Source organism: Enterobacter cloacae complex sp. P29RS, assembly GCF_014893445.1.
Classification (GTDB): Bacteria; Pseudomonadota; Gammaproteobacteria; order Enterobacterales; family Enterobacteriaceae; genus Enterobacter; species Enterobacter intestinihominis.
In genome coordinates this window covers 131,771-153,010 of sequence record NZ_JADBPZ010000004.1, presented here as the reverse complement: position 1 = coordinate 153,010, position 21,240 = coordinate 131,771, and the positions used below count along the sequence as shown (strand labels likewise).

General features: G+C 55.4%; 20 protein-coding genes. 8 read left to right on the top strand and 12 right to left on the bottom strand.

Annotated elements, in window-relative coordinates:
- Positions 1–12: 12 nt before the first annotated feature.
- On the bottom strand, positions 13–1,344 hold the full coding sequence (locus IM282_RS04735) for a glycoside-pentoside-hexuronide (GPH):cation symporter (RefSeq protein ID WP_192970195.1): 1,332 nt from the start codon (positions 1,342–1,344) through the stop codon (positions 13–15).
- A 285-nt stretch (positions 1,345–1,629) separates the two neighbouring features.
- Between IM282_RS04735 and yoaI the strand changes: the two genes are divergently transcribed.
- Positions 1,630–1,731, top strand: a complete 102-nt coding sequence (yoaI, locus tag IM282_RS21840; RefSeq protein WP_017384693.1) for a small membrane protein YoaI — start codon at positions 1,630–1,632, stop codon at positions 1,729–1,731.
- 20 nt (positions 1,732–1,751) lie between these two features.
- Here the strand turns inward: yoaI and IM282_RS04730 are convergent, their stop codons facing one another.
- The 3 genes from IM282_RS04730 to yeaG all read right to left on the bottom strand — a co-directional run bounded on the left by IM282_RS04730 (position 1,752) and on the right by yeaG (position 5,659).
- A complete protein-coding gene (locus tag IM282_RS04730) occupies positions 1,752–2,252 on the bottom strand; it encodes a YbaK/prolyl-tRNA synthetase associated domain-containing protein (RefSeq protein ID WP_023299826.1) in 501 nt (166 codons plus the stop codon).
- Between the two features lie 99 nt (positions 2,253–2,351).
- Positions 2,352–3,635 (bottom strand): YeaH/YhbH family protein, encoded by a 1,284-nt coding sequence (locus IM282_RS04725; protein ID WP_017384692.1) that lies wholly within the window; start codon positions 3,633–3,635, stop codon positions 2,352–2,354.
- Positions 3,636–3,724: 89 nt separating this feature from the next.
- A complete protein-coding gene (yeaG, locus tag IM282_RS04720; protein WP_006809140.1) occupies positions 3,725–5,659 on the bottom strand; it encodes a protein kinase YeaG in 1,935 nt (644 codons plus the stop codon).
- Positions 5,660–6,091: 432 nt separating this feature from the next.
- Here yeaG and IM282_RS04715 point away from each other — a divergent pair, with 432 nt between their 5' ends.
- Complete coding sequence (locus tag IM282_RS04715; RefSeq protein ID WP_023299885.1) at positions 6,092–6,838, top strand: MipA/OmpV family protein; 747 nt, start codon at positions 6,092–6,094, stop codon at positions 6,836–6,838.
- Positions 6,839–6,904: 66 nt separating this feature from the next.
- Here IM282_RS04715 and IM282_RS04710 read toward each other — a convergent pair whose 3' ends face one another.
- Positions 6,905–7,789, bottom strand: a complete 885-nt coding sequence (locus IM282_RS04710; RefSeq protein WP_022647789.1) for a D-hexose-6-phosphate mutarotase — start codon at positions 7,787–7,789, stop codon at positions 6,905–6,907.
- A 74-nt stretch (positions 7,790–7,863) separates the two neighbouring features.
- Complete coding sequence (gene gapA / locus IM282_RS04705) at positions 7,864–8,859, bottom strand: glyceraldehyde-3-phosphate dehydrogenase (protein ID WP_006809136.1); 996 nt, start codon at positions 8,857–8,859, stop codon at positions 7,864–7,866.
- A 341-nt stretch (positions 8,860–9,200) separates the two neighbouring features.
- Here gapA and msrB point away from each other — a divergent pair, with 341 nt between their 5' ends.
- Both msrB and IM282_RS04695 read left to right on the top strand, forming a co-directional pair.
- A complete protein-coding gene (gene msrB / locus IM282_RS04700; RefSeq protein WP_022647790.1) occupies positions 9,201–9,614 on the top strand; it encodes a peptide-methionine (R)-S-oxide reductase MsrB in 414 nt (137 codons plus the stop codon).
- Between the two features lie 41 nt (positions 9,615–9,655).
- The gene (locus IM282_RS04695; RefSeq protein ID WP_058647223.1) at positions 9,656–9,928 is read left to right on the top strand and encodes a YeaC family protein; all 273 of its coding nucleotides are present in this window, start codon (positions 9,656–9,658) and stop codon (positions 9,926–9,928) included.
- A gap of 51 nt (positions 9,929–9,979) precedes the next feature.
- Here IM282_RS04695 and IM282_RS04690 read toward each other — a convergent pair whose 3' ends face one another.
- The 4 genes from IM282_RS04690 to sppA all read right to left on the bottom strand — a co-directional run bounded on the left by IM282_RS04690 (position 9,980) and on the right by sppA (position 15,043).
- On the bottom strand, positions 9,980–11,233 hold the full coding sequence (locus tag IM282_RS04690) for a glycoside hydrolase family 18 protein (RefSeq protein WP_192970194.1): 1,254 nt from the start codon (positions 11,231–11,233) through the stop codon (positions 9,980–9,982).
- Between the two features lie 223 nt (positions 11,234–11,456).
- Complete coding sequence (gene pncA, locus IM282_RS04685) at positions 11,457–12,098, bottom strand: bifunctional nicotinamidase/pyrazinamidase (RefSeq protein ID WP_023305944.1); 642 nt, start codon at positions 12,096–12,098, stop codon at positions 11,457–11,459.
- A gap of 9 nt (positions 12,099–12,107) precedes the next feature.
- A complete protein-coding gene (ansA, locus tag IM282_RS04680) occupies positions 12,108–13,124 on the bottom strand; it encodes an asparaginase (RefSeq protein WP_023305945.1) in 1,017 nt (338 codons plus the stop codon).
- 62 nt (positions 13,125–13,186) lie between these two features.
- The gene (sppA, locus tag IM282_RS04675; RefSeq protein ID WP_192970193.1) at positions 13,187–15,043 is read right to left on the bottom strand and encodes a signal peptide peptidase SppA; all 1,857 of its coding nucleotides are present in this window, start codon (positions 15,041–15,043) and stop codon (positions 13,187–13,189) included.
- 167 nt (positions 15,044–15,210) lie between these two features.
- On the opposite strand from sppA, the gene IM282_RS04670 reads away from it, so the two are divergent.
- The 3 genes from IM282_RS04670 (at position 15,211) to IM282_RS04660 (ending at position 18,849) form a co-directional block, all read left to right on the top strand.
- Positions 15,211–15,762: an NAD(P)H nitroreductase gene (locus tag IM282_RS04670; RefSeq protein WP_022647795.1), complete on the top strand. Its 552-nt coding sequence runs from the start codon at positions 15,211–15,213 to the stop codon at positions 15,760–15,762.
- A 116-nt stretch (positions 15,763–15,878) separates the two neighbouring features.
- A complete protein-coding gene (gene selD / locus IM282_RS04665; protein ID WP_022647796.1) occupies positions 15,879–16,922 on the top strand; it encodes a selenide, water dikinase SelD in 1,044 nt (347 codons plus the stop codon).
- A 4-nt stretch (positions 16,923–16,926) separates the two neighbouring features.
- Entirely contained in the window at positions 16,927–18,849 is a 1,923-nt protein-coding gene (locus IM282_RS04660; protein WP_023305946.1) for a DNA topoisomerase III, read from the top strand.
- Positions 18,850–18,963: 114 nt separating this feature from the next.
- Here the strand turns inward: IM282_RS04660 and gdhA are convergent, their stop codons facing one another.
- Entirely contained in the window at positions 18,964–20,307 is a 1,344-nt protein-coding gene (gene gdhA / locus IM282_RS04655) for an NADP-specific glutamate dehydrogenase (protein WP_022647798.1), read from the bottom strand.
- A 225-nt stretch (positions 20,308–20,532) separates the two neighbouring features.
- On the opposite strand from gdhA, the gene IM282_RS04650 reads away from it, so the two are divergent.
- Positions 20,533–20,805, top strand: coding sequence for a YnjH family protein (locus IM282_RS04650; protein WP_022647799.1), 273 nt, complete (start codon positions 20,533–20,535; stop codon positions 20,803–20,805).
- Here IM282_RS04650 and IM282_RS04645 read toward each other — a convergent pair.
- Positions 20,765–21,181: a pyrimidine (deoxy)nucleoside triphosphate diphosphatase gene (locus IM282_RS04645; protein WP_032676321.1), complete on the bottom strand. Its 417-nt coding sequence runs from the start codon at positions 21,179–21,181 to the stop codon at positions 20,765–20,767. The genes IM282_RS04650 and IM282_RS04645 overlap by 41 nt on opposite strands.
- Positions 21,182–21,240: the final 59 nt, after the last annotated feature.

Genomic DNA, 21,240 nt, shown 5'->3' with positions numbered 1-21,240 from the left:
TAATGCGTCCTTCTAAACAGGGTGTTTGGCGAGATGGATGGATTGCATTGTGCTGTCGTCGAGCTTGTACCAGCGCAGCGTGGCAAACGCGCAGAGCGACAAGATGCCAGGTACGACGGTGAAGAGGGCGATGATGCAGTACATGGCCGTGGTGGTTTGTTCCGGGGCATTGGCAACATAGCCGCTTAAGCCCAGCGTCCAGCCAACAATCGCGCCGCTGATCGCCATCCCCAGCTTGAGTACGGCGAGGAAGGTGGAGAAGATCACGCCGTCCATGCGTTTGCCCTGTTTCCATTCGCCGTAATCGGCGACATCCGCCATCATCACCCACATTAGCGTGGTGGTGGCCTGGTAAAGGGTGGAGACGATAAACGTCATGGGCACCAGAATAAGCACCGACTTAGGCGCAAAGAACAGGGCGATGCTGAGTACCCCCGCCAGTACGGAACAATATCCAAACATCTGCACTTTGCTGACGTTCTGCGTCAGACGTTTGGCCAGCGCGCTGCCTGCGGCTTTCCCGAGAATATGCGCCCCGAGCATCCACATAAAATAGCTTGCGCTACCGAGATAATAAGTGACGAAATACATCATTGCGCCAAGGCGAATAACGCCAAAACTAATATTGGTTAATACCAGGACGGCGACAACTCGCCATTGGTCGTTTCGTAATAAATCCCGCAGTTCCGCAAGATAATTATTGTGGGTGGCGGGAGCCTTAATACGTTCACGCGTATTGGCGAAGCAGATCCAGAACATGATGACCGCGACGGTCGCCATAATGGCCATCGCCCAGCGGTAGCCCAGTAATTTATCGTCGCCGCCTAAAAACTCTGCCAGCGGCATCATAAAGAATGTCGACAACGCGCCACCCAGCGTGGCAAGGAAAAAGCGATAAGACTGAAGGGAAATTCGCGCATCGTTGTCGGGCGTAATTACCGCGCCCATGGAGCAATAGGGAATATTGATTGCGGTATACATCAGCATCATCAGGGTATAGCTGACGGTGGCGAAAATCATTTTACCGTGCAGGTCGAGCGACGCCGGCACGGCGTAGGTCAGCAGACAGCTTGCGCCAAAGGGCAGCGCCAGCCACAGCATCCAGGGGCGGAATTTTCCCCAGCGGGTACGCGTCCTGTCTGCGATATAGCCCATCGCCGGATCAATTATGGCATCGGCGGTTCTCGCCAGAAGAAACATAGTGCCCACGAATGCGGCAGGTAACCCCACCACGTCCGTATAGTAAAACGTCAGAAAAATAATGACGTTATCCAGCCCAATATGGCTCGCCATATCGCCTAACCCATAACTGATTTTTTCTTTACGGGTAATTATCTCGGTCATTGTATTCACCTTGCCAGTGTAAGGTTTATTTATGAGGTGCTCCGTAAACAAGGTTAACCATCATGAAAAGGTTAACAATTGCGAGATCTGGCATCGGGGTTACGTAAATTTCTTTTCGTGATACCGGTAACAAATAAAGTATTTAAACAGTGACTTTATACGGGGGAGGGGAGTTAACAGCGAATCGTTTCAGCGAAAAATTGTCATTTCGCGGACGCGTCATTGTCATTTAACTGTCATTATGCGGGAGTAAAAAAAAAGGAAATGGGCAAGGCAGAGGGCATCATGAACGATCCTATGTTTGTCGAAACGCTGATTATCTCCTCATCGTTTTTTATCATCGCGATTATTTTGATTGCTTCCGTGCTGCTGCTGGAAAACGGCTGACCGTTAGCCAGCCTCTGTATTTATTGTTTACGGAACGACACCAGTTCAGGACGGGCGATACGCAGATAGTCCTGGGTATCCATAATCACCGATTTTTCCAGCAGACCGGCGTTAAAGGCGATCTCGTCAAAGCGCTCAAACAGCAACGGATCGGCGACAAGCGTCAGATCCGGGTGAAAGCTGAAGGGGGGAATGGCGCCGAAAACGCAGCCGGTAAGCGCATCCACTTCGGCCGGACTGGCGAGAGATGCCTTAAGCCCTCCGAAATGGCTGGCCAGCAGGCTCAGATCGGCCTGCCGATCGGCGGCGAGGATTGCCAGAATATGTTTCTTAACGCCGTTGCCTTTTACCTTACAGACCAGCGCTTTTGCACCCTGGCGGAGATCGGTCCCGCGAATTTCACTGACCGCTTCGCATTTCCCTACGGCCTCATGCGCCACCACACGAAAGTGCGCCTCCTGCTCGGTTAATAAGCTGATTAGCTGCTGATGGGTTGTCGTCCCGGTCACGTCATCAGACATAACGATTTCACCTGTGATTAGCCAATACGTAGCTTGCTACATTAGCACGGGAGGGAGAGGGCTGAAAGAAAACAGCCAGCGGGAGCGCTGGCTGTTGATTCATGCGTTGCTGGTGGAAGACTGTTTCTGGAACAGTTCCCGGAAGACCGGATAGATATCATCCTGGTCTCGAATGTGCTGCATCGCAAAGTTATCGAACATCGCTTGCAGATGCTCATACTCTCGCCACAGCGTCTGGTGGGCGCGACGGGTAATTTCAATGTAACTGTAGTAGCGCACCACCGGCAGGATCTTCTTCGCCAGAATTTCATGACACAGGGGTGAGTCATCCGCCCAGTTATCGCCATCCGATGCCTGTGCGGCGTAGATGTTCCACTGCGCCGGGTCGTAGCGCTCCTTTACCACCTCATCCATCAGCTTCAGGGCGCTCGACACGATGGTGCCACCGGTCTCCTGCGAGTAGAAAAACTCATGCTCATCCACCTCTTTCGCCTGAGTGTGATGGCGGATGTAGACCACCTCCACGTTCTTATACGTTCTGCTCAGGAACAGATAGAGCAGAATATAAAAACGCTTAGCCATATCCTTGGTGGCCTGATCCATTGAACCTGACACGTCCATCAGGCAGAACATCACCGCCTGGCTGGAAGGCTCCGGACGTTTTTCGTAGTTCTTGTAGCGCAGGTCGAACGTGTCGATAAACGGTACCCGGTCGATCTTCGCCCGCAGTTCGGCGATCTCTTTTCGCAGGCGCTCCTCTTCCAGTAGTTGCGCCGGTTCGGTGTTTTCCACCACTTTCAGGCTGGTTTCCAGCTCGCGCAGTTCGCGCCGTTTGCCTGCCGTCATCGCCGTGCGTCGCGCCAGCGAGTTTTGCAGTGAACGCACTACGCTGATGTTGGCGGGCACCCCGTTTGCGGTATAGCCCGCACGATGGGTTTTGTATTCGTTGAGCTGACGGTGCTGATTCTTTCTCAGATTCGGCAGGGCCAGATCCTCAAACAGCAGGTCGAGATATTCGTCTTTTGAAATCTGAAAGACGAACTCATCCTGGCCTTCACCGTCCTGGCTGGCTTGTCCCTGACCGCTGCCAGAACCGCCGCCTCCGCCTTGTGGCCGCTCGATTCTGTCATTCTGGACGAAGTGGTCATTACCTGGGTGCACGCGATGGCGAAGACCGCCACGCCCCTGATGAAACATCGGTTCGCTGATGTCATCGTTGGGAATGGAGACGGATTCGCCGCTGTCGACGTCGGTCACCGAGCGTTTGTTGATGGCCTCGGAGATCGACTGTTTAATTTGCGCTTTATAACGGCGCAAGAAGCGCTGGCGATTCACCGTGCTCTTGTTTTTGCCGTTAAGACGCCGGTCAATAAACCAGGTCATATATCCCCCGTACTGCATTTGCCAACTTGCAGCGTCCGTAAGTGCCGGACATTTTGTTGGCCCGGTAAGCGCGTTACCGGGCACTTGTTTTAAGACGATTTACGCACGCGCAGATACCATTCACAAAGCAGGCGGACCTGTTTGCGCGTATAGCCTTTTTCCATCATACGGTCGACAAAATCGTCGTGCTTTTTCTGCTCGTCGGTTGAGGTTTTGGCGTTGAACGAGATAACCGGCAACAGCTCTTCCGTGTTAGAGAACATTTTCTTCTCTATAACCGTGCGCAGTTTTTCGTAGCTGGTCCAGTTTGGATTGCGGCCGTTGTTATGCGCTCTGGCGCGCAGCACGAAGTTCACAATCTCGTTTCGGAAGTCTTTCGGGTTGCTGATCCCGGCCGGTTTCTCAATTTTTTCCAGCTCTGCGTTCAGGGATTCACGGTCAAACAGCTGGCCGGTATCCGGGTCGCGGTACTCCTGATCCTGGATCCAGAAGTCAGCGTAGGTGACGTACCGATCGAAAATGTTCTGGCCGTATTCGGAATAGGATTCCAGGTAGGCGGTCTGGATCTCTTTGCCGATAAACTCGGCGTATTTCGGGATCAGGTAGCCTTTCAGGAACTCCAGGTAGCGTTCAGCCTGCTCCTGTGGGAACTGTTCACGTTCAATTTGCTGTTCCAGCACGTAGAACAGATGAACCGGGTTGGCGGCCACCTCCGCGTGGTCGAAGTTAAAGACGCGGGAGAGGATCTTAAACGCGAAACGCGTCGACAAACCGTTCATCCCTTCGTCGACCCCGGCGTAATCGCGGTATTCCTGGTACGATTTGGCTTTCGGGTCGGTATCCTTCAGGCTTTCGCCGTCATACACGCGCATTTTGGAGTAAATGCTGGAGTTTTCCGGCTCTTTCAGGCGCGACAGGATCGAGAAGCGTGACAGCGTTTCCAGCGTTCCCGGTGCGCAAGGGGCATGGACCAGCTCACTGTGGTTGAGCAGTTTTTCGTAAATCTTGATCTCCTCGGAGATCCGCAGGCAATAAGGCACTTTGACGATGTACACACGGTCAAGGAACGCCTCATTGTTTTTGTTGTTACGGAAGGTCACCCATTCAGATTCGTTCGAGTGGGCGAGGATAATCCCGTTAAACGGCAGGGCGGAAATACCTTCCGTCCCGTTGTAGTTCCCCTCCTGGGTGGCGGTCAGCAGCGGATGCAGCACTTTGATCGGTGCTTTAAACATCTCGACAAATTCCATAATCCCCTGGTTGGCGCGGCACAGCGCACCGGAATAGCCGTAGGCATCCGGGTCGTTTTGCGCGTGATGTTCCAGCTTACGGATATCGACTTTACCCACCAGCGCCGAGATGTCCTGGTTGTTCTCGTCACCGGGTTCAGTTTTAGCAATGGCGATCTGCTCGAGGATAGACGGCCACACTTTCACGACGCGGAATTTGGTGATGTCCCCACCAAACTCGTGCAGGCGTTTTGCCGCCCACGGCGACATGATCGTACCGAGATAGCGATGCGGAATGCCAAACTCTTTTTCCAGAATTTGCGCATCCTCTTGCGGATTAAACAGGCACAGCGGATGGTCATTGACCGGGCTGCGCTCGCCGTTGGCGCTCAGCACATAGATCGGCACGCGCTGCATCAGCGCTTTCAGCCGTTCAGCCAGGGAGGATTTACCCCCGCCGACGGGACCCAGCAGGTAAAGGATCTGTTTCTTCTCTTCCAGCCCCTGAGCGGCATGCTTCAGGTAGGAGACGATCTGCTCAATGGCATCTTCCATACCATAGAACTCTTCAAACGCCGGGTATCGGGCGACTACCCGATTCGAAAAAAGACGGGAAAGCCGTGGCTCCAGGGCAGTATCAACCATGTTTGGCTCACCGATAGCCATCAATAGCCGTTCTGCCGCATTGGCATAGGCACTGCGATCTTGCCGACAAATGGTAAGAAACTCCTGCAGTGTGAACTCTTCGTCCTTGGCAGCTTCGTAGCGCTGGCGATAGTGATCGAATATATTCATGGCATGCCGTCCTTTCGTTTTTTAGCACAGGATAAGAGCCGTTCGTATGAGTAGTGGAGGCTCCCGGAAGAGAATCTTTCGCACCTCACTGCCAGAGCAGCAACCTGTGTGCCAGGTCGAAGGCTATGAACCGCAGGGTGTTCAGCAAAACCTCTTCTTAAATTAAAGCGTAGATGGCAATTGCAAAACTTGCATACGGATAAAATCTACTTTCAATGACATATCAATAACTCATCCAAAAATTTCCACTGCGGTTATAAGCGAAAAGGGGGTTTTTCATTTATCGGTCACATAAATGAAAGCGGGATGTCATCTGAAAAATGAAAAATAACGGGTTAATCAAATGGATTCGCGCGCAAAAAATTTTGGGATGTACGGGAATGGCGGTTACACTTCACCCGCTGATTATTTGACTACAGGAAAGAATGGATTGTGACCAAACTCAAACTTCTGGCATTGGGCATCCTTGCCGCTACCGCAGCGAGCACCGTACAGGCGGAGAGCCAGTGGACTGTTGGCGCGGGTGCTGGCGTGATCAACAGCCCGTACAAGCAGTATGACCGCGACGTTTATCCTGTCCCCGTTGTCACCTATGAAGGCGATAACTTCTGGTTCCGTGGATTGGGCGGCGGCTACTATCTGTGGAACGATACGGCCGATAAGCTCTCCATCATGGCCTATTACGACCCAACGTACTTTAAACCAGGCGACAGCGACAGCAATGCGCTTCGTCAGCTGGACAAGCGCAGAAGCTCACTGATGGCCGGGCTTTCTTACGTCCATAATACCCAGTATGGCTTCCTGCGCACGGCGCTGGCGGGCGATACCCTGGACAACAGCAATGGCTTCATCTGGGATCTGGCGTGGCTTTATCGCTATACCAACGGCGCGGTGACCCTGACGCCGGGTATCGGTGTGCAGTACAGCAGCGAGAATTACAATGACTACTACTATGGCGTGTCTAAGGCTGAGTCTCGCCGCAGTGGTCTGAAGAGCTACAGCGCTGATGATGGCTGGGATCCGTACCTGGAACTCACCGCCTCGTATAACTTCCTCGGTGACTGGAACGTGTACGGTACTGGCCGTTATACCCGTCTGAGCGACGAAGTGAAGGACAGCCCGATGGTCGACAAGTCCTGGTCCGGCATCTTCTCCGTGGGTGTGACCTACAAGTTCTGACCAGAACGTGATGTATTAAAACGGGGCGCTTGCGCCCCGTTTGTTTTTTATGGTGCCTGATAAATATTAGCGCTTCACAATCTTGATCGTCTGGCCTAAGCGGGACGGTTTTTCTTCGCTGGTCTTCTGCGGGGCGGTCACGCACGCGGTTTCCACACACACGAAGGTCTTGTAACCGTCATCCGGGATATCTGCCATGCTGACGGAAAGGGCAGGGCCCGGGTTCCAGCCCACCACGTTGCTATGGTGGTGGTGAACCACGTCAATGCCGCGGTTCAACGCGCTGTCGTGGATGACGCTACAGGCTTCCGGGTGCAGATACACGCGGTCGGTACGGTCCGGGAAGCTCTGAACGCCGTCGTCCAGCCTGCCTTCTTTCGCGTTGTCCACTTTGTCGATAAAGGTATCGCCAAGTCCGCTCACCTTAACGGCCTGAATGTCGCCTACGTTGAAATAGGTGTGCAGGGCGGACGTTGTTTCGAATTCGCCGTGCGCTTCCAGTTCAATCTCGCAGGTTTTACCCAGCTTGAAGCGGGCATAGAGGGTGAATTCATGTGGCCACAGGGCGCGCGTTTCATCATTTGCCTGAAGTTCAAAGGTCAACACCGCGCCGTTATCATCTTCGTTGTGGGCTTTCAGCGTCCACTGCTGGTTACGGGCGAAACCGTGAGACGGCAATCCCTGCTGCGCTGACGGACCAAACCATGGCCAGCAGATCGGTACGCCGCCACGGATCGCCGCCCCTTTTTTGAACGAGGTGGCCTCGCTCAGCCACAGGCCTTCTTCTTCGCCTTCTGGTTTCCAGGAGAGCAGGTGGGCGCCATTGAGCGCTACGGAGGCTTTAACGCGCGGATGATCGACGACGATGATATCGGCGCCGTCAATCTGACGGCGGGAGAGCACAGGGGTAAGTTGTTCGACTACCGGAAGTGCAAAAATTTTATTAATCATTAAGCAATCCTCTGTCTAAAAACAATAAAAAAGGCGACCGAAGTCGCCTTTTAGGATCAAGCACTCATCTCAACTTATTTGGAGATGTGAGCGATCAGGTCCAGTACTTTGTTAGAGTAGCCAGTTTCGTTGTCGTACCAGGAAACCAGTTTCACGAAGTTGTCGTTCAGTGCGATACCTGCTTTAGCATCGAACACGGAAGTGCACACTTCGCCGTTGAAATCGGTAGATACAACGTCGTCTTCGGTGTAACCCAGAACGCCTTTCATTGGGCCTTCGGAAGCAGCTTTGATTGCTTTCTTAATTTCTTCGTAAGAAGCAGCTTTTTCCAGACGAACGGTCAGGTCAACAACGGATACGTTAGGAGTTGGAACGCGGAACGCCATACCAGTCAGTTTGCCATTCAGTTCTGGCAGTACTTTACCTACTGCTTTAGCAGCACCGGTAGAAGATGGGATGATGTTCTGAGCCGCGCCACGGCCGCCGCGCCAGTCTTTGTGAGACGGGCCATCAACGGTTTTCTGAGTAGCGGTGGTAGCGTGAACGGTAGTCATCAGACCTTCGATGATGCCGAAGTTGTCGTTGATAACTTTAGCCAGCGGTGCCAGGCAGTTGGTGGTGCAGGATGCGTTGGAAACGATGTCCTGGCCAGCGTAAGTTTCGAAGTTTGCACCGCGAACGAACATTGGGGTGTTGTCTTTGGAAGGACCAGTCAGAACAACTTTCTTCGCACCCGCAGTGATGTGTTTACGTGCAGTTTCGTCGGTCAGGAAGATACCGGTAGCTTCAGCTACAACGTCAACACCGATTTCGTTCCATTTCAGGTTAGCTGGGTCTTTCTCAGCAGTAACGCGGATGGTTTTGCCGTTAACAACCAGGTGGCCGTCTTTCACTTCAACGGTGCCGTCGAAACGACCGTGAGTTGAGTCGTACTTCAGCATGTACGCCATGTATTCAGCGTCCAGGAGATCGTTGATACCAACGATTTCGATGTCAGAACGTTTCTGAGCAGCACGGAAAACAATACGGCCGATACGGCCAAAACCGTTGATACCTACTTTGATAGTCATATATTCCACCAGCTATTTGTTAGTGAATAAAAGGTTGCCTGTAAAATTACAAAAACCTTACGCAGCGTCAAGCGGAATCGTGTCAATCATTGCGACAAATCAATCCTGTGACTAACGTTTGTGCGACTGACTCGCCTCACTTTCCCTTTGAGCTAGCAACCACATGGGGGCTGCGCCCGGAATTTTAAAGGCCTTGCAGGATTAAAATGTGAAATTGATCACAATTGCCTGACCGCCTTTTCGCGACACATAAGTTTAGATCAAAAGTGCACGCGCGGGTGTTAATGTTTTGTTAGAATCTGGGTTAAAAGATGTCTGTTTCAACAGCGAGATGTAAGCATATGTCGAACCAACATAACCCCGACGATTTAAAAAAAAACCTTACAGAGATGCAGTTTTACGTAACGCAAAATCACGGCACGGAACCGCCGTTTACCGGGCGTTTGCTGCACAATAAACGGGAAGGCGTCTACCACTGCCTGGTGTGTGATGCACCGCTGTTTAACTCCCAGACTAAGTACGATTCTGGCTGCGGCTGGCCAAGCTTTTACGAGCCTGTCAGCGATGATGCGATCCGCTATCTGACGGACTCCTCGCACGGCATGGTGCGCACCGAAATTCGTTGTGGGAATTGCGACGCCCATCTCGGGCATGTCTTCCCGGATGGCCCGCAGCCGACGGGGGAGCGTTTCTGCGTAAATTCGGCTTCGATGAGCTTTACCGATGACGAAAACGGCGACCAGACCAAGGGTTGAAAAAACGATTCAGCAAATTATTCCTTTGAAAGGGAGAGATCGTGAATATTAATGACATGATTGCTGGCATGACCCCGGAGGTTTATCAGCGCCTGGTGACGGCCGTTGAGCTGGGAAAATGGCCGGACGGTGTGGCGCTCACACCTGAGCAAAAAGAGAACAGCTTGCAGCTGGTGATGCTGTGGCAGGCGCGTCACAATACCAACGCCCAGCACATGACCATCGACACTAACGGTCAGATGGTGATGAAAAGTAAGCGCGAACTGAAAGAAGACTTCGGCATCACGCCGAAGCCGATTGCAACCTTCAAATAAATCTCCCATGTAGGCCGGGTAAGGCGAAGCCGCCACCCGGCACACTACACCTTAGTGCGGGATCCCAAGCGACTCCGCCAGCTGCTTCGCTAACTGGTTGTTGTCATCCGCGCCATACTCCCAGAACATCGCCCCGGCGAGACCTTTCTCCTTGATGTAATCTGCTTTAATCGCCACGGAACGCGGGTTCTCATAGGAGATCGCAAACAGCGCCTTCCCGTCGGCGGATTTTACCGACAGCCACGGCACCTTCGCCTGTTCGTCCCAGTGCTCGGTAAAGCGTTTCTGCGGATCGTTTAGCAGTTTGCGGACGATATCGTTGTATTTCACGTAGGTATCTTTGGTCAGGTCATAGCCAAGCGATTTGAACAGGCCCAGTTCCTGCGGCCCGAAGTAGGGCTGGGTGACAGGATTGTTTTGCGCGTCCGGTTTACTCCAGTCGATACCCGGTTCAACGGCGCGCTTCGGTACACGACCGTAAAAACCGATTCCGAGGTTCATTTGCTGCGGCTTAAGGCCGGCGGCCAGATAGTTATTCACCACAAAATCAACGCTGTATTTGTCTGCGGCAGCCACCGTTGGCCAGGCGCTGGAGTCATACAGATTCGCGTTAAAATACTGCGTCCCGTACGCCATGTCGTAGGTCATCAGGTTGATGTAATCGAGCAGGGGGGCAATGGCCTTCACATCCACCCAGCTTTTCGGACTTTCTGCATTTGCGCCCACCGCAATCGTGACCAGTTTTTTCTTACCAAACGCGTCACGCATCTCTTTTAACAGCGCGGTGAAATTATCCCTGTCGGCTGGGGTGCTCTCGACCAGTCCCCACGCGCCGTTGACCGGGAACTCCCAGTCGAGATCGATCCCGTCCAGGCCGTATTGACTGACGATCTGCTGTGCGGAGCGAATAAACACCGCGCGGCTCTCTTTGGTAGCCGCTGCGCCAGAAAAACCACGTGCGCCCCAGCCGCCAACGGAAAGCAGCACTTTTAAATTCGGGTTTTTTTTACGAAGCTGAGGAAGTAACGCCAGGTCGGATGCCACCTTGGGTGATAACCAGATTTGATGCAGTTTTGCCGGATCTTTCAGTGCAGGGTTGGTTTCGTCTTTCTCGTTATTATAGACCAGACCAAACGAGTAGTTGAGGTGTGTGATCTGACGGACATCGAGTTTATTGATATCGCCACCCGGTCCGGCGGTAACATCGCCACCGCCATTGAAGTAGCCCACGGACATCAGGGGCGCGGCGGAAGCCAGTGACGCGCAAAGCAAGGGTAATGCTGCCAGCAAGGGCAAACGTTTCATATAAGTTCCTCTTTGACTGAATAAAAATAACCACGCCACAGAAAAGGCGTGGCGAAAAAACAGCCTGAAGAGAATACCATCGCCGCTTCGCTTGTGATGCGAGGGAGTTCACTTTATGGGAGATCGGGGAGGGGTTTTGCCGGGTGGCGCTGATGCTTACCCGGCCTACAAAACCAGAGAAAGTAGGCCGGGTAAGGCGAAGCCGCCCCCCGGCTAAAAAAGCTTACGCCTGCGTCTCCATCCAGTCAGCCAGCGTATACAGTGTTGCGCCTTCTGCGGCCATATCCATAAACGCCTGGGCGCTGTCATGCGGCTGAATATTCACCCCGCGACAGCCGTCGGTAATGACATTCACGGTATAGCCCAACTGGAGCGCATCCAGCACGGTGAACTTCACGCAGTAATCCGTCGCCAGGCCCAGCACAATCAGCTCGGTGATCTCATGATGGCGTAACCATGCGTCAAGCGCCGTCTTCTGGCGGTGACCGTTATCGAAGAATGCGCTGTAGCTGTCGATGGTTGGATTTTCACCTTTGTGGAACACCGCGTCGATGGCTTTCTGGTTCAGCAGCGGATGCAGCTCAGCGCCTTCCGTCTGCTGCACGCAGTGATCGGGCCAGAAGGTTTGCGCCAGTCCGTCCAGTTCGCCCTGGCTGTAAGGCTCAACGTTGTGCTGGCTGGCAAAGCTGCCGTGGTTTGCCGGATGCCAGTCCTGACTCGCCACCACCGCTTCATCACGAGCCTTACACCACTCAATCAGCGAATTCGCGACGTCTACGGTGCTGTCGCCTTCCGCGACGGCCAGCGCACCGCCCGCACAGAAATCATTTTGCAAATCGACCAGTAACAGGGCGCGTTGCTTCATGGGAACTCCTTATTCGTCCGGCGTCAGTTCACCGCGCAGGTTTTGCATCATGGCGCGGCGAATGGAATCAATATCCAGATCCTGACTCAGTAAATAGTGAAGTTTAGTCAGCGTTGCCTCAACGGTCATATCGAAACCACTGATCACGCCAGCGTGCGCCAGGGCGTTGCCGGTGGCGTAGCCGCCCATATTGACCTTACCGGACATACACTGAGTGAGGTTCACCACCACAATCCCGCGATCGCTCGCCTCCTGAAGCTCTTTCAGGAACTCACCGTTCTGCGGGGCGTTACCCACACCATAGGAGCGCAGGATCAGCGCCTTCACCGGCTGGCGCAGGAAGTTGCGCACCACGTCGGCGGAAATACCCGGATAAATCGTCACCACGCCAATCGGCTGCGGGGTGATCGGGTGAACGATCAGCTCGCCTGCAGTATTTGGCGCGGGCGGCGTGCCCAGACGACGGATATGGATCCCCGCTTCCAGCAGCGGTTGCAGGTTAGGTGAGGCAAACGCGTCAAAGCCGTCAGCGTGCGCTTTAGTGGTACGGTTCCCGCGGTACAGTCGGTTGTTGAAGAACAGCGTTACCTCGTTGATCGGGTAATTAGCGGCCACGTACAGGGAGTTAAGCAGGTTGATCTGCCCGTCTGAACGCAGTTCCGCCAGCGGGATCTGCGAACCGGTCACGATGACGGGCTTGCCCAGGTTCTCCAGCATGAAGGAGAGCGCCGAGGCGGTGAACGCCATGGTGTCGGTGCCGTGCAGTATCACGAAGCCGTCGTACTGGTCGTAATGGGCTTTAATATCGTCCGCAATATGCTGCCAGTCTTCCGGCGTCATGTCGGAGGAGTCCATCAGCGGCTCATATTCGTGGATGGTAAAGTCCGGCATTTCCGGACGGTGGAATTCAGGCATCAGCGCCAGCTGGCGCTGCAAGTGGCCAGAAACCGGGATATAGCCATTTTCTGAGCGCTGCATACCGATGGTACCGCCGGTATAGGCGACATATATTGATTTCTTCTGCATGGTAATGAGTTCTTGTTCTTCAAAAGAAAAAATCCCCTCTTCACGGGAAGAGGGGACGGTTTTTAACGCACGTTCGCACAGGTCAGGCAAAACGCGTAACGGCTTTGCGGATCGTTGAAAGTCGCGAGCTTATCGCTCTCCGCTTTCATGGCTTTAGCCGCCGTCGCCACCGGCGCCGGCAGATACGCCTGAAGCGCTTCCGGCAGCATGGCGCGGACGGAGCCGGACATGCTGTCCATGACCATATCGAAGAACGTCGGTTCGTCCTGATAATAGTCAACGTACCACTGCTTGAGCTTCGCCAGTTCCGCCGCTTTCTTCACGGCATCGTCGAAGTCACCCAGGCTGTCTACCAGACCGTTGCTCTTCGCATCCTGGCCGGTCCAGACGTGGCCCTGCGCGATCTGGTCAATCTGGTCTGGCGTCTTTTTACGGGAATCCGCCACCAGCGTGATGAAGCGCTTATAGCCACTCTCAATGCTGAGCTGCATCATCTCGGACACCTCAGGCGGCAGAGATTTAGTCACGGACACATCCGCCAGCGGCGAGGTGGAAACGCCGTCGGTATGAACGCCGAGATAATCCAGGCTGTTCTCTACGGTGTTGATCACGCCGAAGATGCCAATCGAGCCGGTCAGCGTGCTTGGGTTAGCCACAATGTAGTTGGCTGGCGTCGAGATCCAGTACCCCCCTGAAGCCGCCATGCCCCCCATCGAGACCACGACCGGCTTGCCCGCGGCACGCGCGGCGGCCAGCTCAGCACGGATCACCTCGGAGGCGCTGACGCTGCCGCCAGGGCTGTTCACCCGCAGGACAATCGCCTTCACTTTCGGATCCAGACGCGCATCGCGGATCTGCGACGCGGTGGTGTCCCCGCCGACGTTCCCCGGCGTTTCTTCACCGTCCATAATGGCCCCGTTAGCAAACACCACGGCGATGCTGTCACCGCTGTCATCCGGCTTTTTCGCGGCGTAGTCATACATGCTGATGGCGCTGTAGTTCTTGTCCTCTTTACTCCAGCCGAACTGTTTGGTCAGCGCTTTTTCGATTTCAGCGCTGGAACCCAGCCGATCGACCAGTTTGTTATCAAGCGCGTATTTCGCTGTATCGCCGTCCACTTTGCGCAGGCCCTCCAGCACACCGCGCGCGCGCGGGAAGACCTGCTCAGCGGTCATTTGACGGTTAGCGGCAATGGTGCCGAGATAGTTCTGCCACAGCTCGCCAATCCAGCGGCTGTCCGCTTCACGGGCGGCAGGGGACATATCATCACGGATAAACGGCTCCACGGCAGATTTATAGGTCCCGACGCGGAAGACGTGGGTAGTGACCTTCAGCTTGTCGAGCAGCGATTTGTAGTACAGACCATTTGTGGCGAAGCCATGCAGATCGACCGTGCCCTGCGGAGAGAGCCAGATTTTGTTAGCAAAGCTCGCCAGATAATATTGCCCCTGGGTGTAGCTGTCGCCGACGGCAATGACCGGTTTACCGCTGTCGCGGAATTCCCGCAGCGCTTTCCCGATGTACTGCATCGAAGGCTGATCGGCTCCGGCAAAATCTTTCAGATCCAGCACGATACCGGTAATGTTGCGATCGTCTTTGGCCTGACGGATCGTGTCGACGATATCAAACAGGGAGTTTTCCTGCAGGCGGTCTGAAGTCGCGCCGAACAGCTGGCGGCCAATCACGCCCAGACGGTTGCTGGTCGATGGCTTATCAACAATCACACCGGTGATATCGAGGAGCAGTGCGCCGCGCGTCGAATTCTGCGCCTGGCTGGCGCTGCTGAGATGCATCCAGATACCTGCGCATACCAGGACCAGGAAGATGAAGAAGATATTCATCACCAGGTTGCGGACGAAGTTGAGCAGTCGCCACGTCCATTTAAAGAAACCGGCAAAGATTCGCCAAAGGGTTCGCATGTATTCTCCCTAACCAGAAAAGGACTGTTTCCGTCGCCACAGGACGGTAATGTGCGGTTATCGTAATGACCCAACCGCCACTTGTCAGCAGGAATCGCCTGCCACGCTGTAACAAATTCTGCTGTCGTGTTAATTTTGTGAGTAAATTTCACGAAAGGAGTTAACCAATGGACGCACTTGAACTGCTTGTTAACCGTCGTAGCGCTTCCCGCCTGGCCGACCCGGCCCCCGTCGGCGAACAGCTGGAAAACATTCTGCGTGCCGGAATGCGTGCGCCGGACCATGGCACATTGCAGCCGTGGCACTTCTTTATTATTGAAGGCGAAGGGCGCGACCGCTTCAGCCAGCTGCTGGAGCAGGGGGCGGTTGCCGCAGGCCAGGATGAGAAGGGGATTGATAAAGCCCGCAACGCGCCGTTCCGTGCGCCGATGATCATCGCGGTAGTCGCTAAATGCCAGGCCGACCATAAAGTGCCGGTCTGGGAGCAGGAGATGTCTGCCGGTTGCGCGGTAATGGCAATGCAGATGGCCGCCGTCGCGCAGGGCTTTAACGGCATCTGGCGTACCGGGCCGCTGACCGGGAGCGCCGCCGTGCGGGAAGGCTTCTCCTGCGGTGAACACGATAAAATTGTCGGCTTCCTCTATCTCGGCACCCCGCAGCTTAAAGCCTCCAGCACCATTAGCGTGCCGGACACCACGCCTTTCGTCAGCCGTTTTTAATTACACGCGCTAAACTGTCTGGATTCTGAGCATCCGCCGCAGAATTCAGACAGTCATACTTACCTCTTTATGGAATGAGCGCTACCATAGCGCGATTGAGATGACAGGAGACGTCCATGAGCGAGCAAACTATTCGTTTAACGCAATACAGCCACGGAGCCGGTTGCGGTTGTAAAATTTCCCCGAAAGTGCTGGAGACCATCCTGCACAGTGAACAGGCGAAGTTTGTCGACCCGAACCTGCTTGTCGGTAACGAAACGCGTGACGATGCAGCGGTTTATGACTTAGGTAACGGCACCAGCATTATCAGCACCACTGACTTCTTTATGCCGATTGTCGACAACCCGTTCGACTTCGGACGCATTGCGGCCACCAACGCCATCAGCGATATCTTCGCGATGGGCGGTAAGCCGATTATGGCGATCGCCATTCTGGGCTGGCCGATTAACACCCTCCCGCCGGAGATTGCCCGCGATGTCATCGAAGGCGGACGCTTTGCCTGCCAGCAGGCGGGTATTGCCCTGGCCGGTGGTCACTCTATCGATGCGCCGGAGCCGATCTTCGGCCTGGCCGTCACCGGCGTGGTGCCGACCGAACGCGTGAAGCGCAACAGCACCGCGCAGGCGGGCTGCAAGCTGTTCCTCACCAAGCCGCTGGGCATTGGCGTACTGACAACCGCCGAGAAAAAATCCCTGCTGAAGCCCGAGCATATTGGTCTGGCAACGGAAGTGATGTGCCAGATGAACCTTGCCGGTGCGGCATTCGCCAGTATCGACGGCGTGAAGGCCATGACCGACGTGACCGGCTTTGGTCTGCTGGGACACCTCTCTGAAGTCTGTCAGGGCGCGGGCGTGCAGGCGCAGGTCTGGTATCAGGATGTGCCGAAGCTGCCGGGCGTGGAAGAGTACATTGCTCAGGGCGCCGTTCCGGGCGGGACGCAGCGCAACTTCGCCAGCTACGGCCATTTAATGGGCGAAATGCCGGAAGCGTGGCGCAATCTGCTGTGCGATCCGCAAACCTCCGGCGGCCTGCTGCTGGCGGTGACGCCGGAAGCAGAAGCTGACGTTCAGGCAACGGCGGCCGAGTTTGGCATCACCCTGACGGCCATTGGCGAGCTGGTGACCGCCCGCGGTGGCCGCCCGATGATTGAGATCCGTTAATTCGATGCGGTTGTTTATTGCCGAAAAGCCGAGTCTGGCGCGAGCCATCGCCGACGTGCTGCCCAAGCCGCATCGCAAAGGTGATGGCTTTATCGAATGCGGTAACGGGCAGGTGGTCACCTGGTGTATCGGTCACCTGCTTGAACAGGCGCAGCCGGATGTCTACGACAACCGCTACGCCCGCTGGAACCTCAACGATCTGCCGATCGTGCCGGAAAAGTGGCGTCTGCAACCGCGTCCTTCCGTCACCAAACAGCTCAACGTCATTAAGCGTTTCCTGCATGAGGCGACGGAAGTGGTCCACGCGGGTGACCCGGACAGGGAAGGGCAACTGCTTGTCGACGAAGTGCTCGACTACCTGGAGTTGGCACCGGAAAAGCGCCAGCAGGTGCAGCGCTGTTTAATTAACGACCTCAACCCGCAGGCGGTGGAGCGCGCGATTTCGCGCCTGCGCGCCAACAGCGAATTTATTCCCCTGTGTGTCTCCGCGCTGGCGCGTGCGCGTGCCGACTGGCTGTACGGGATCAACATGACCCGCGCCTACACCATCCTGGGACGCAATGCGGGCTATCAGGGCGTACTCTCTGTTGGGCGTGTTCAAACCCCGGTGCTGGGGCTGGTGGTGCGTCGCGACGAAGAGATCGAAAATTTCGTCGCCAAAGACTTCTTCGAAGTCAAAGCGCATATCGTCACGCCGAAAGACGAACGCTTTACCGCCGTCTGGCAGCCGAGCGATGCCTGTGAGTCATATCAGGACGAAGAGGGACGGCTGCTGCATCGTCCGCTGGCGGAGCACGTGGTTAACCGCATTACCGGCCAGCCCGCGATCGTTACCAGCTATAACGACAAACGGGAATCAGAGCCCGCACCGCTGCCGTTCTCCCTTTCGGCGTTGCAGATCGAGGCCGCGAAAAAGTTTGGCCTGAGCGCGCAGAACGTGCTCGATATCTGCCAGAAGCTCTATGAAACCCACAAGCTGATCACCTATCCGCGTTCGGACAGCCGCTATCTGCCGGAGGAACACTTCGCCGGACGCCACTCGGTGATGAATGCCATTGGTGTCCATGCGCCGGATCTGTTGCCGCAGCCGGCGGTAAACCCGGATACCCATAACCGCTGCTGGGACGATAAAAAAGTCGATGCCCACCACGCGATAATCCCGACGGCGCGCACCAGCAACGTCAACCTGAACGACAACGAAGCAAAGGTCTATAACCTGATCGCGCGTCAGTATCTGATGCAGTTCTGCCCGGACGCGGTTTTCCGCAAGTGCGTTATTGAGCTGGAAATTGCCAAAGGCAAATTTATCGCCAAAGCGCGTTTCCTCGCGGAAGCGGGCTGGCGCACGCTGCTCGGCAACAAAGAGCGTGACGAAGAGAACGACGGCACGCCGCTGCCGGTCGTAGCCAAAGGCGATGAACTGCTGTGCGAAAAAGGCGAAGTGGTTGAACGTCAGACCCAGCCGCCGCGCCACTTCACCGATGCGACGCTGCTTTCGGCCATGACCGGGATCGCCCGTTTTGTGCAGGATAAAGATCTGAAGAAGATCCTCCGCGCCACCGACGGTCTGGGTACGGAAGCAACCCGCGCGGGGATTATCGAGTTGCTGTTTAAGCGTGGTTTTCTCGAGAAAAAAGGGCGCTATATTCATTCGACAGAGCCGGGCCGGGCACTGATTCACTCCTTGCCAGAGCTGGCCGCCAGACCGGACATGACCGCGCACTGGGAGTCGGTGCTGACGCAGATCAGCGAAAAGCAGTGCCGTTACCAGGACTTTATGCAGCCGTTGGTGGGGACGCTTTATCAGCTGATTGATCAGGCGCGCAGTACGCCAGTGAAGCGATTCCGGGGGATGGTTGCCCCGGGTGGCGGGGCGAAGAAACCGTTCAAAAAGAAAAAAAGCGCAGCCAAAAATACCACCGCTTAAACCGTAGGCCGGGTAAGGCGAAGCCGCCACCCAGCAAAAAGCAGCTCTGCGGCCTGAAAAAAGCCCGGTGGCGATAACGCTTACCGGGCCTGCAAGGGCGAGAATGCAGCGAAACTAAATCACACCCTGCCCGATCATCGCATCGGCCACCTTCACGAACCCGGCGATGTTGGCGCCGCGCACGTAGTTGGTCTGTGAAGCCTCACCGCCGTACTCCACGCAGGCATGGTGAATATCAAGCATAATGTGGTGCAGACGGGCATCCACTTTCTCCGCCTTCCAGCCCATTCTCGCGGCGTTTTGTGCCATTTCCAGACCGGATGTTGCCACCCCGCCCGCGTTCGCCGCCTTGCCTGGCGCAAAGAGTACGCCCGCGTCCAGGAACAGATCGGTCGCTTCAATGGTGGTGGGCATATTTGCCCCTTCCGCTACCGCCTTCACGCCATTGCTAATCAGCGTCCGGGCGGCATCCACGTCCAGCTCGTTTTGCGTCGCGCACGGCAGGGCGATATCCACCGGCACACCCCACGGCTGTTTACCTTCCAGATAGGTCAGGCCAAACTCTCGGGCATAATCCGCCACGCGGCCGTCACGGCTGGCTTTGATTTCGCACAGACGCGCCAGTTTTTCTGCTGTGAAGCCAGCTTCATCCACCACGGTGCCGCTGGAGTCGGAGGCGGTCACTACGCGCGCGCCAAACTCCATCGCTTTCTCGATAGCGTACTGCGCCACGTTGCCGGAGCCGGAGACCGCCACGCGCATCCCCTCGAAGCTCAGCCCGTGACGCTTAAGCATCGCTTCAGTGAAATAGACCAGACCGTAACCCGTCGCTTCCGGACGAATCAGGCTGCCGCCAAACGACAGACCTTTGCCGGTAAAGACGCAGGCGCTGTTGTTGGAGAGCTTTTTCATCATCCCGGCCATAAAGCCCACTTCACGACCACCCACGCCGATATCCCCGGCAGGAACGTCGGTGTCCGGCCCAAGGTGGCGATAGAGCTCAGTGACCAGCGCCTGGCAGAAGCGCATCACTTCGCCTTCGCTCTTGCCTTTCGGATCGAAATCACTCCCGCCTTTACCGCCGCCCATCGGCAGGGTAGTGAGCGCATTTTTAAAGGTCTGCTCGAAGCCGAGGAATTTCAGAATCGACAGGTTCACCGAGGGATGGAAGCGCATCCCGCCCTTAAACGGCCCAATGGCGGAGTTAAACTGCACGCGCCACGCGCGGTTGACCTGTACCTGATTGCGATCGTCCACCCACGCCACGCGGAACTGGATGACGCGCTCTGGCTCCACCAGACGTTCAAGCAGCGCCATCTGGCGGTAGCGCGGATTTTCCTCAAGGAAGGGCCACAGGGTGGTCATGACTTCACGAACGGCCTGGGCAAACTCGCTTTGGTGCGGGTCGCGCTGCTGAACATGGGCAAGAAAGCTTTCCAGAGAGCGTGTCTGATCCATAGATATAAGAACCTCTTATAATAATTTGTGCGTGTGGCGGAGATGTTTTGTGTCGTTTTTTTGACTATACCACCCGCACCGCTTTGAGAGGCAAGCAGAAATTTAGGCCGAAAGGGAAATTAATGACAAGCCGCGCGTCATAACCAAAAGCGATGACGAGATAAATTAAAGATCCCGTCAGGATCTACCGTTATAGATATAAACGATGCAAAGGAAATTAAGTCTATGAACCGTTTCGCAATGGCCGCGTTATGTTTGATGGTGTCCGCCGGGGCACAGGCTGATCGCATTCGCCCGGATGTCGAAGTTAACGTGCCGCCAGAGGTTTTTAGCGCTGGCGGACAGCGTGCGCAGCCGTGTAATCAGTGCTGTATCTATCAGGATCAAAACTATTCCGAAGGCGCAGTGGTCAGGGCGGATGGCGTGCTGTTGCAGTGCCAGCGTGATGAGCGCACCCTCAGTACAAACCCGCTGGTCTGGCGTCGCGTAAAAGAATAAACGCTTCCAGAAGCGGTATATCCGCCGGGGCTAAATCATACGTGAACGCGTCTTCTGGCGTGCACCACACCAGCGCCGAGTGGTAGTGCGCCTTCAGCTCGCCGCTAAATTCCGGCACGTGCCAGGCGTGGAGGTGGATCAGCCGCTGCGACACTTCCCGCTGGTGGCTTGCCACATACCGCGCGGGCACGGCTTCAATGCCGAGCTCTTCGCGTAGTTCGCGGATCAGCGCTTCCTGCTGGGTCTCAGCGGCTTCAACCTTTCCGCCCGCAAATTCCCACATTCCTGGCTGATCGGCATGTTCGGGACGCTGCGCCAGCAAGATCTTGCCCTCTTTTTCGAGGATGGCCGCAACAACATCGAGTGTTTTCAGCATGTTCGTCAATAATTAATAGCGAAAAACGACATATTATCGTGCCCTGCCAAAGAGTCCAG

Coding starts and splice junctions, on each gene's coding strand:
- IM282_RS04735 (WP_192970195.1), bottom strand. CDS start 1,344: ATGACCGAGATAATTACCCGTAAAGAAAAAATCAGTTATGGGTTAGGC.
- yoaI (WP_017384693.1), top strand. CDS start 1,630: ATGAACGATCCTATGTTTGTCGAAACGCTGATTATCTCCTCATCGTTT.
- IM282_RS04730 (WP_023299826.1), bottom strand. CDS start 2,252: ATGTCTGATGACGTGACCGGGACGACAACCCATCAGCAGCTAATCAGC.
- IM282_RS04725 (WP_017384692.1), bottom strand. CDS start 3,635: ATGACCTGGTTTATTGACCGGCGTCTTAACGGCAAAAACAAGAGCACG.
- yeaG (WP_006809140.1), bottom strand. CDS start 5,659: ATGAATATATTCGATCACTATCGCCAGCGCTACGAAGCTGCCAAGGAC.
- IM282_RS04710 (WP_022647789.1), bottom strand. CDS start 7,789: ATGATTAATAAAATTTTTGCACTTCCGGTAGTCGAACAACTTACCCCT.
- gapA (WP_006809136.1), bottom strand. CDS start 8,859: ATGACTATCAAAGTAGGTATCAACGGTTTTGGCCGTATCGGCCGTATT.
- msrB (WP_022647790.1), top strand. CDS start 9,201: ATGTCGAACCAACATAACCCCGACGATTTAAAAAAAAACCTTACAGAG.
- IM282_RS04690 (WP_192970194.1), bottom strand. CDS start 11,233: ATGAAACGTTTGCCCTTGCTGGCAGCATTACCCTTGCTTTGCGCGTCA.
- pncA (WP_023305944.1), bottom strand. CDS start 12,098: ATGAAGCAACGCGCCCTGTTACTGGTCGATTTGCAAAATGATTTCTGT.
- ansA (WP_023305945.1), bottom strand. CDS start 13,124: ATGCAGAAGAAATCAATATATGTCGCCTATACCGGCGGTACCATCGGT.
- sppA (WP_192970193.1), bottom strand. CDS start 15,043: ATGCGAACCCTTTGGCGAATCTTTGCCGGTTTCTTTAAATGGACGTGG.
- IM282_RS04670 (WP_022647795.1), top strand. CDS start 15,211: ATGGACGCACTTGAACTGCTTGTTAACCGTCGTAGCGCTTCCCGCCTG.
- selD (WP_022647796.1), top strand. CDS start 15,879: ATGAGCGAGCAAACTATTCGTTTAACGCAATACAGCCACGGAGCCGGT.
- IM282_RS04660 (WP_023305946.1), top strand. CDS start 16,927: ATGCGGTTGTTTATTGCCGAAAAGCCGAGTCTGGCGCGAGCCATCGCC.
- gdhA (WP_022647798.1), bottom strand. CDS start 20,307: ATGGATCAGACACGCTCTCTGGAAAGCTTTCTTGCCCATGTTCAGCAG.
- IM282_RS04650 (WP_022647799.1), top strand. CDS start 20,533: ATGAACCGTTTCGCAATGGCCGCGTTATGTTTGATGGTGTCCGCCGGG.
- IM282_RS04645 (WP_032676321.1), bottom strand. CDS start 21,181: ATGCTGAAAACACTCGATGTTGTTGCGGCCATCCTCGAAAAAGAGGGC.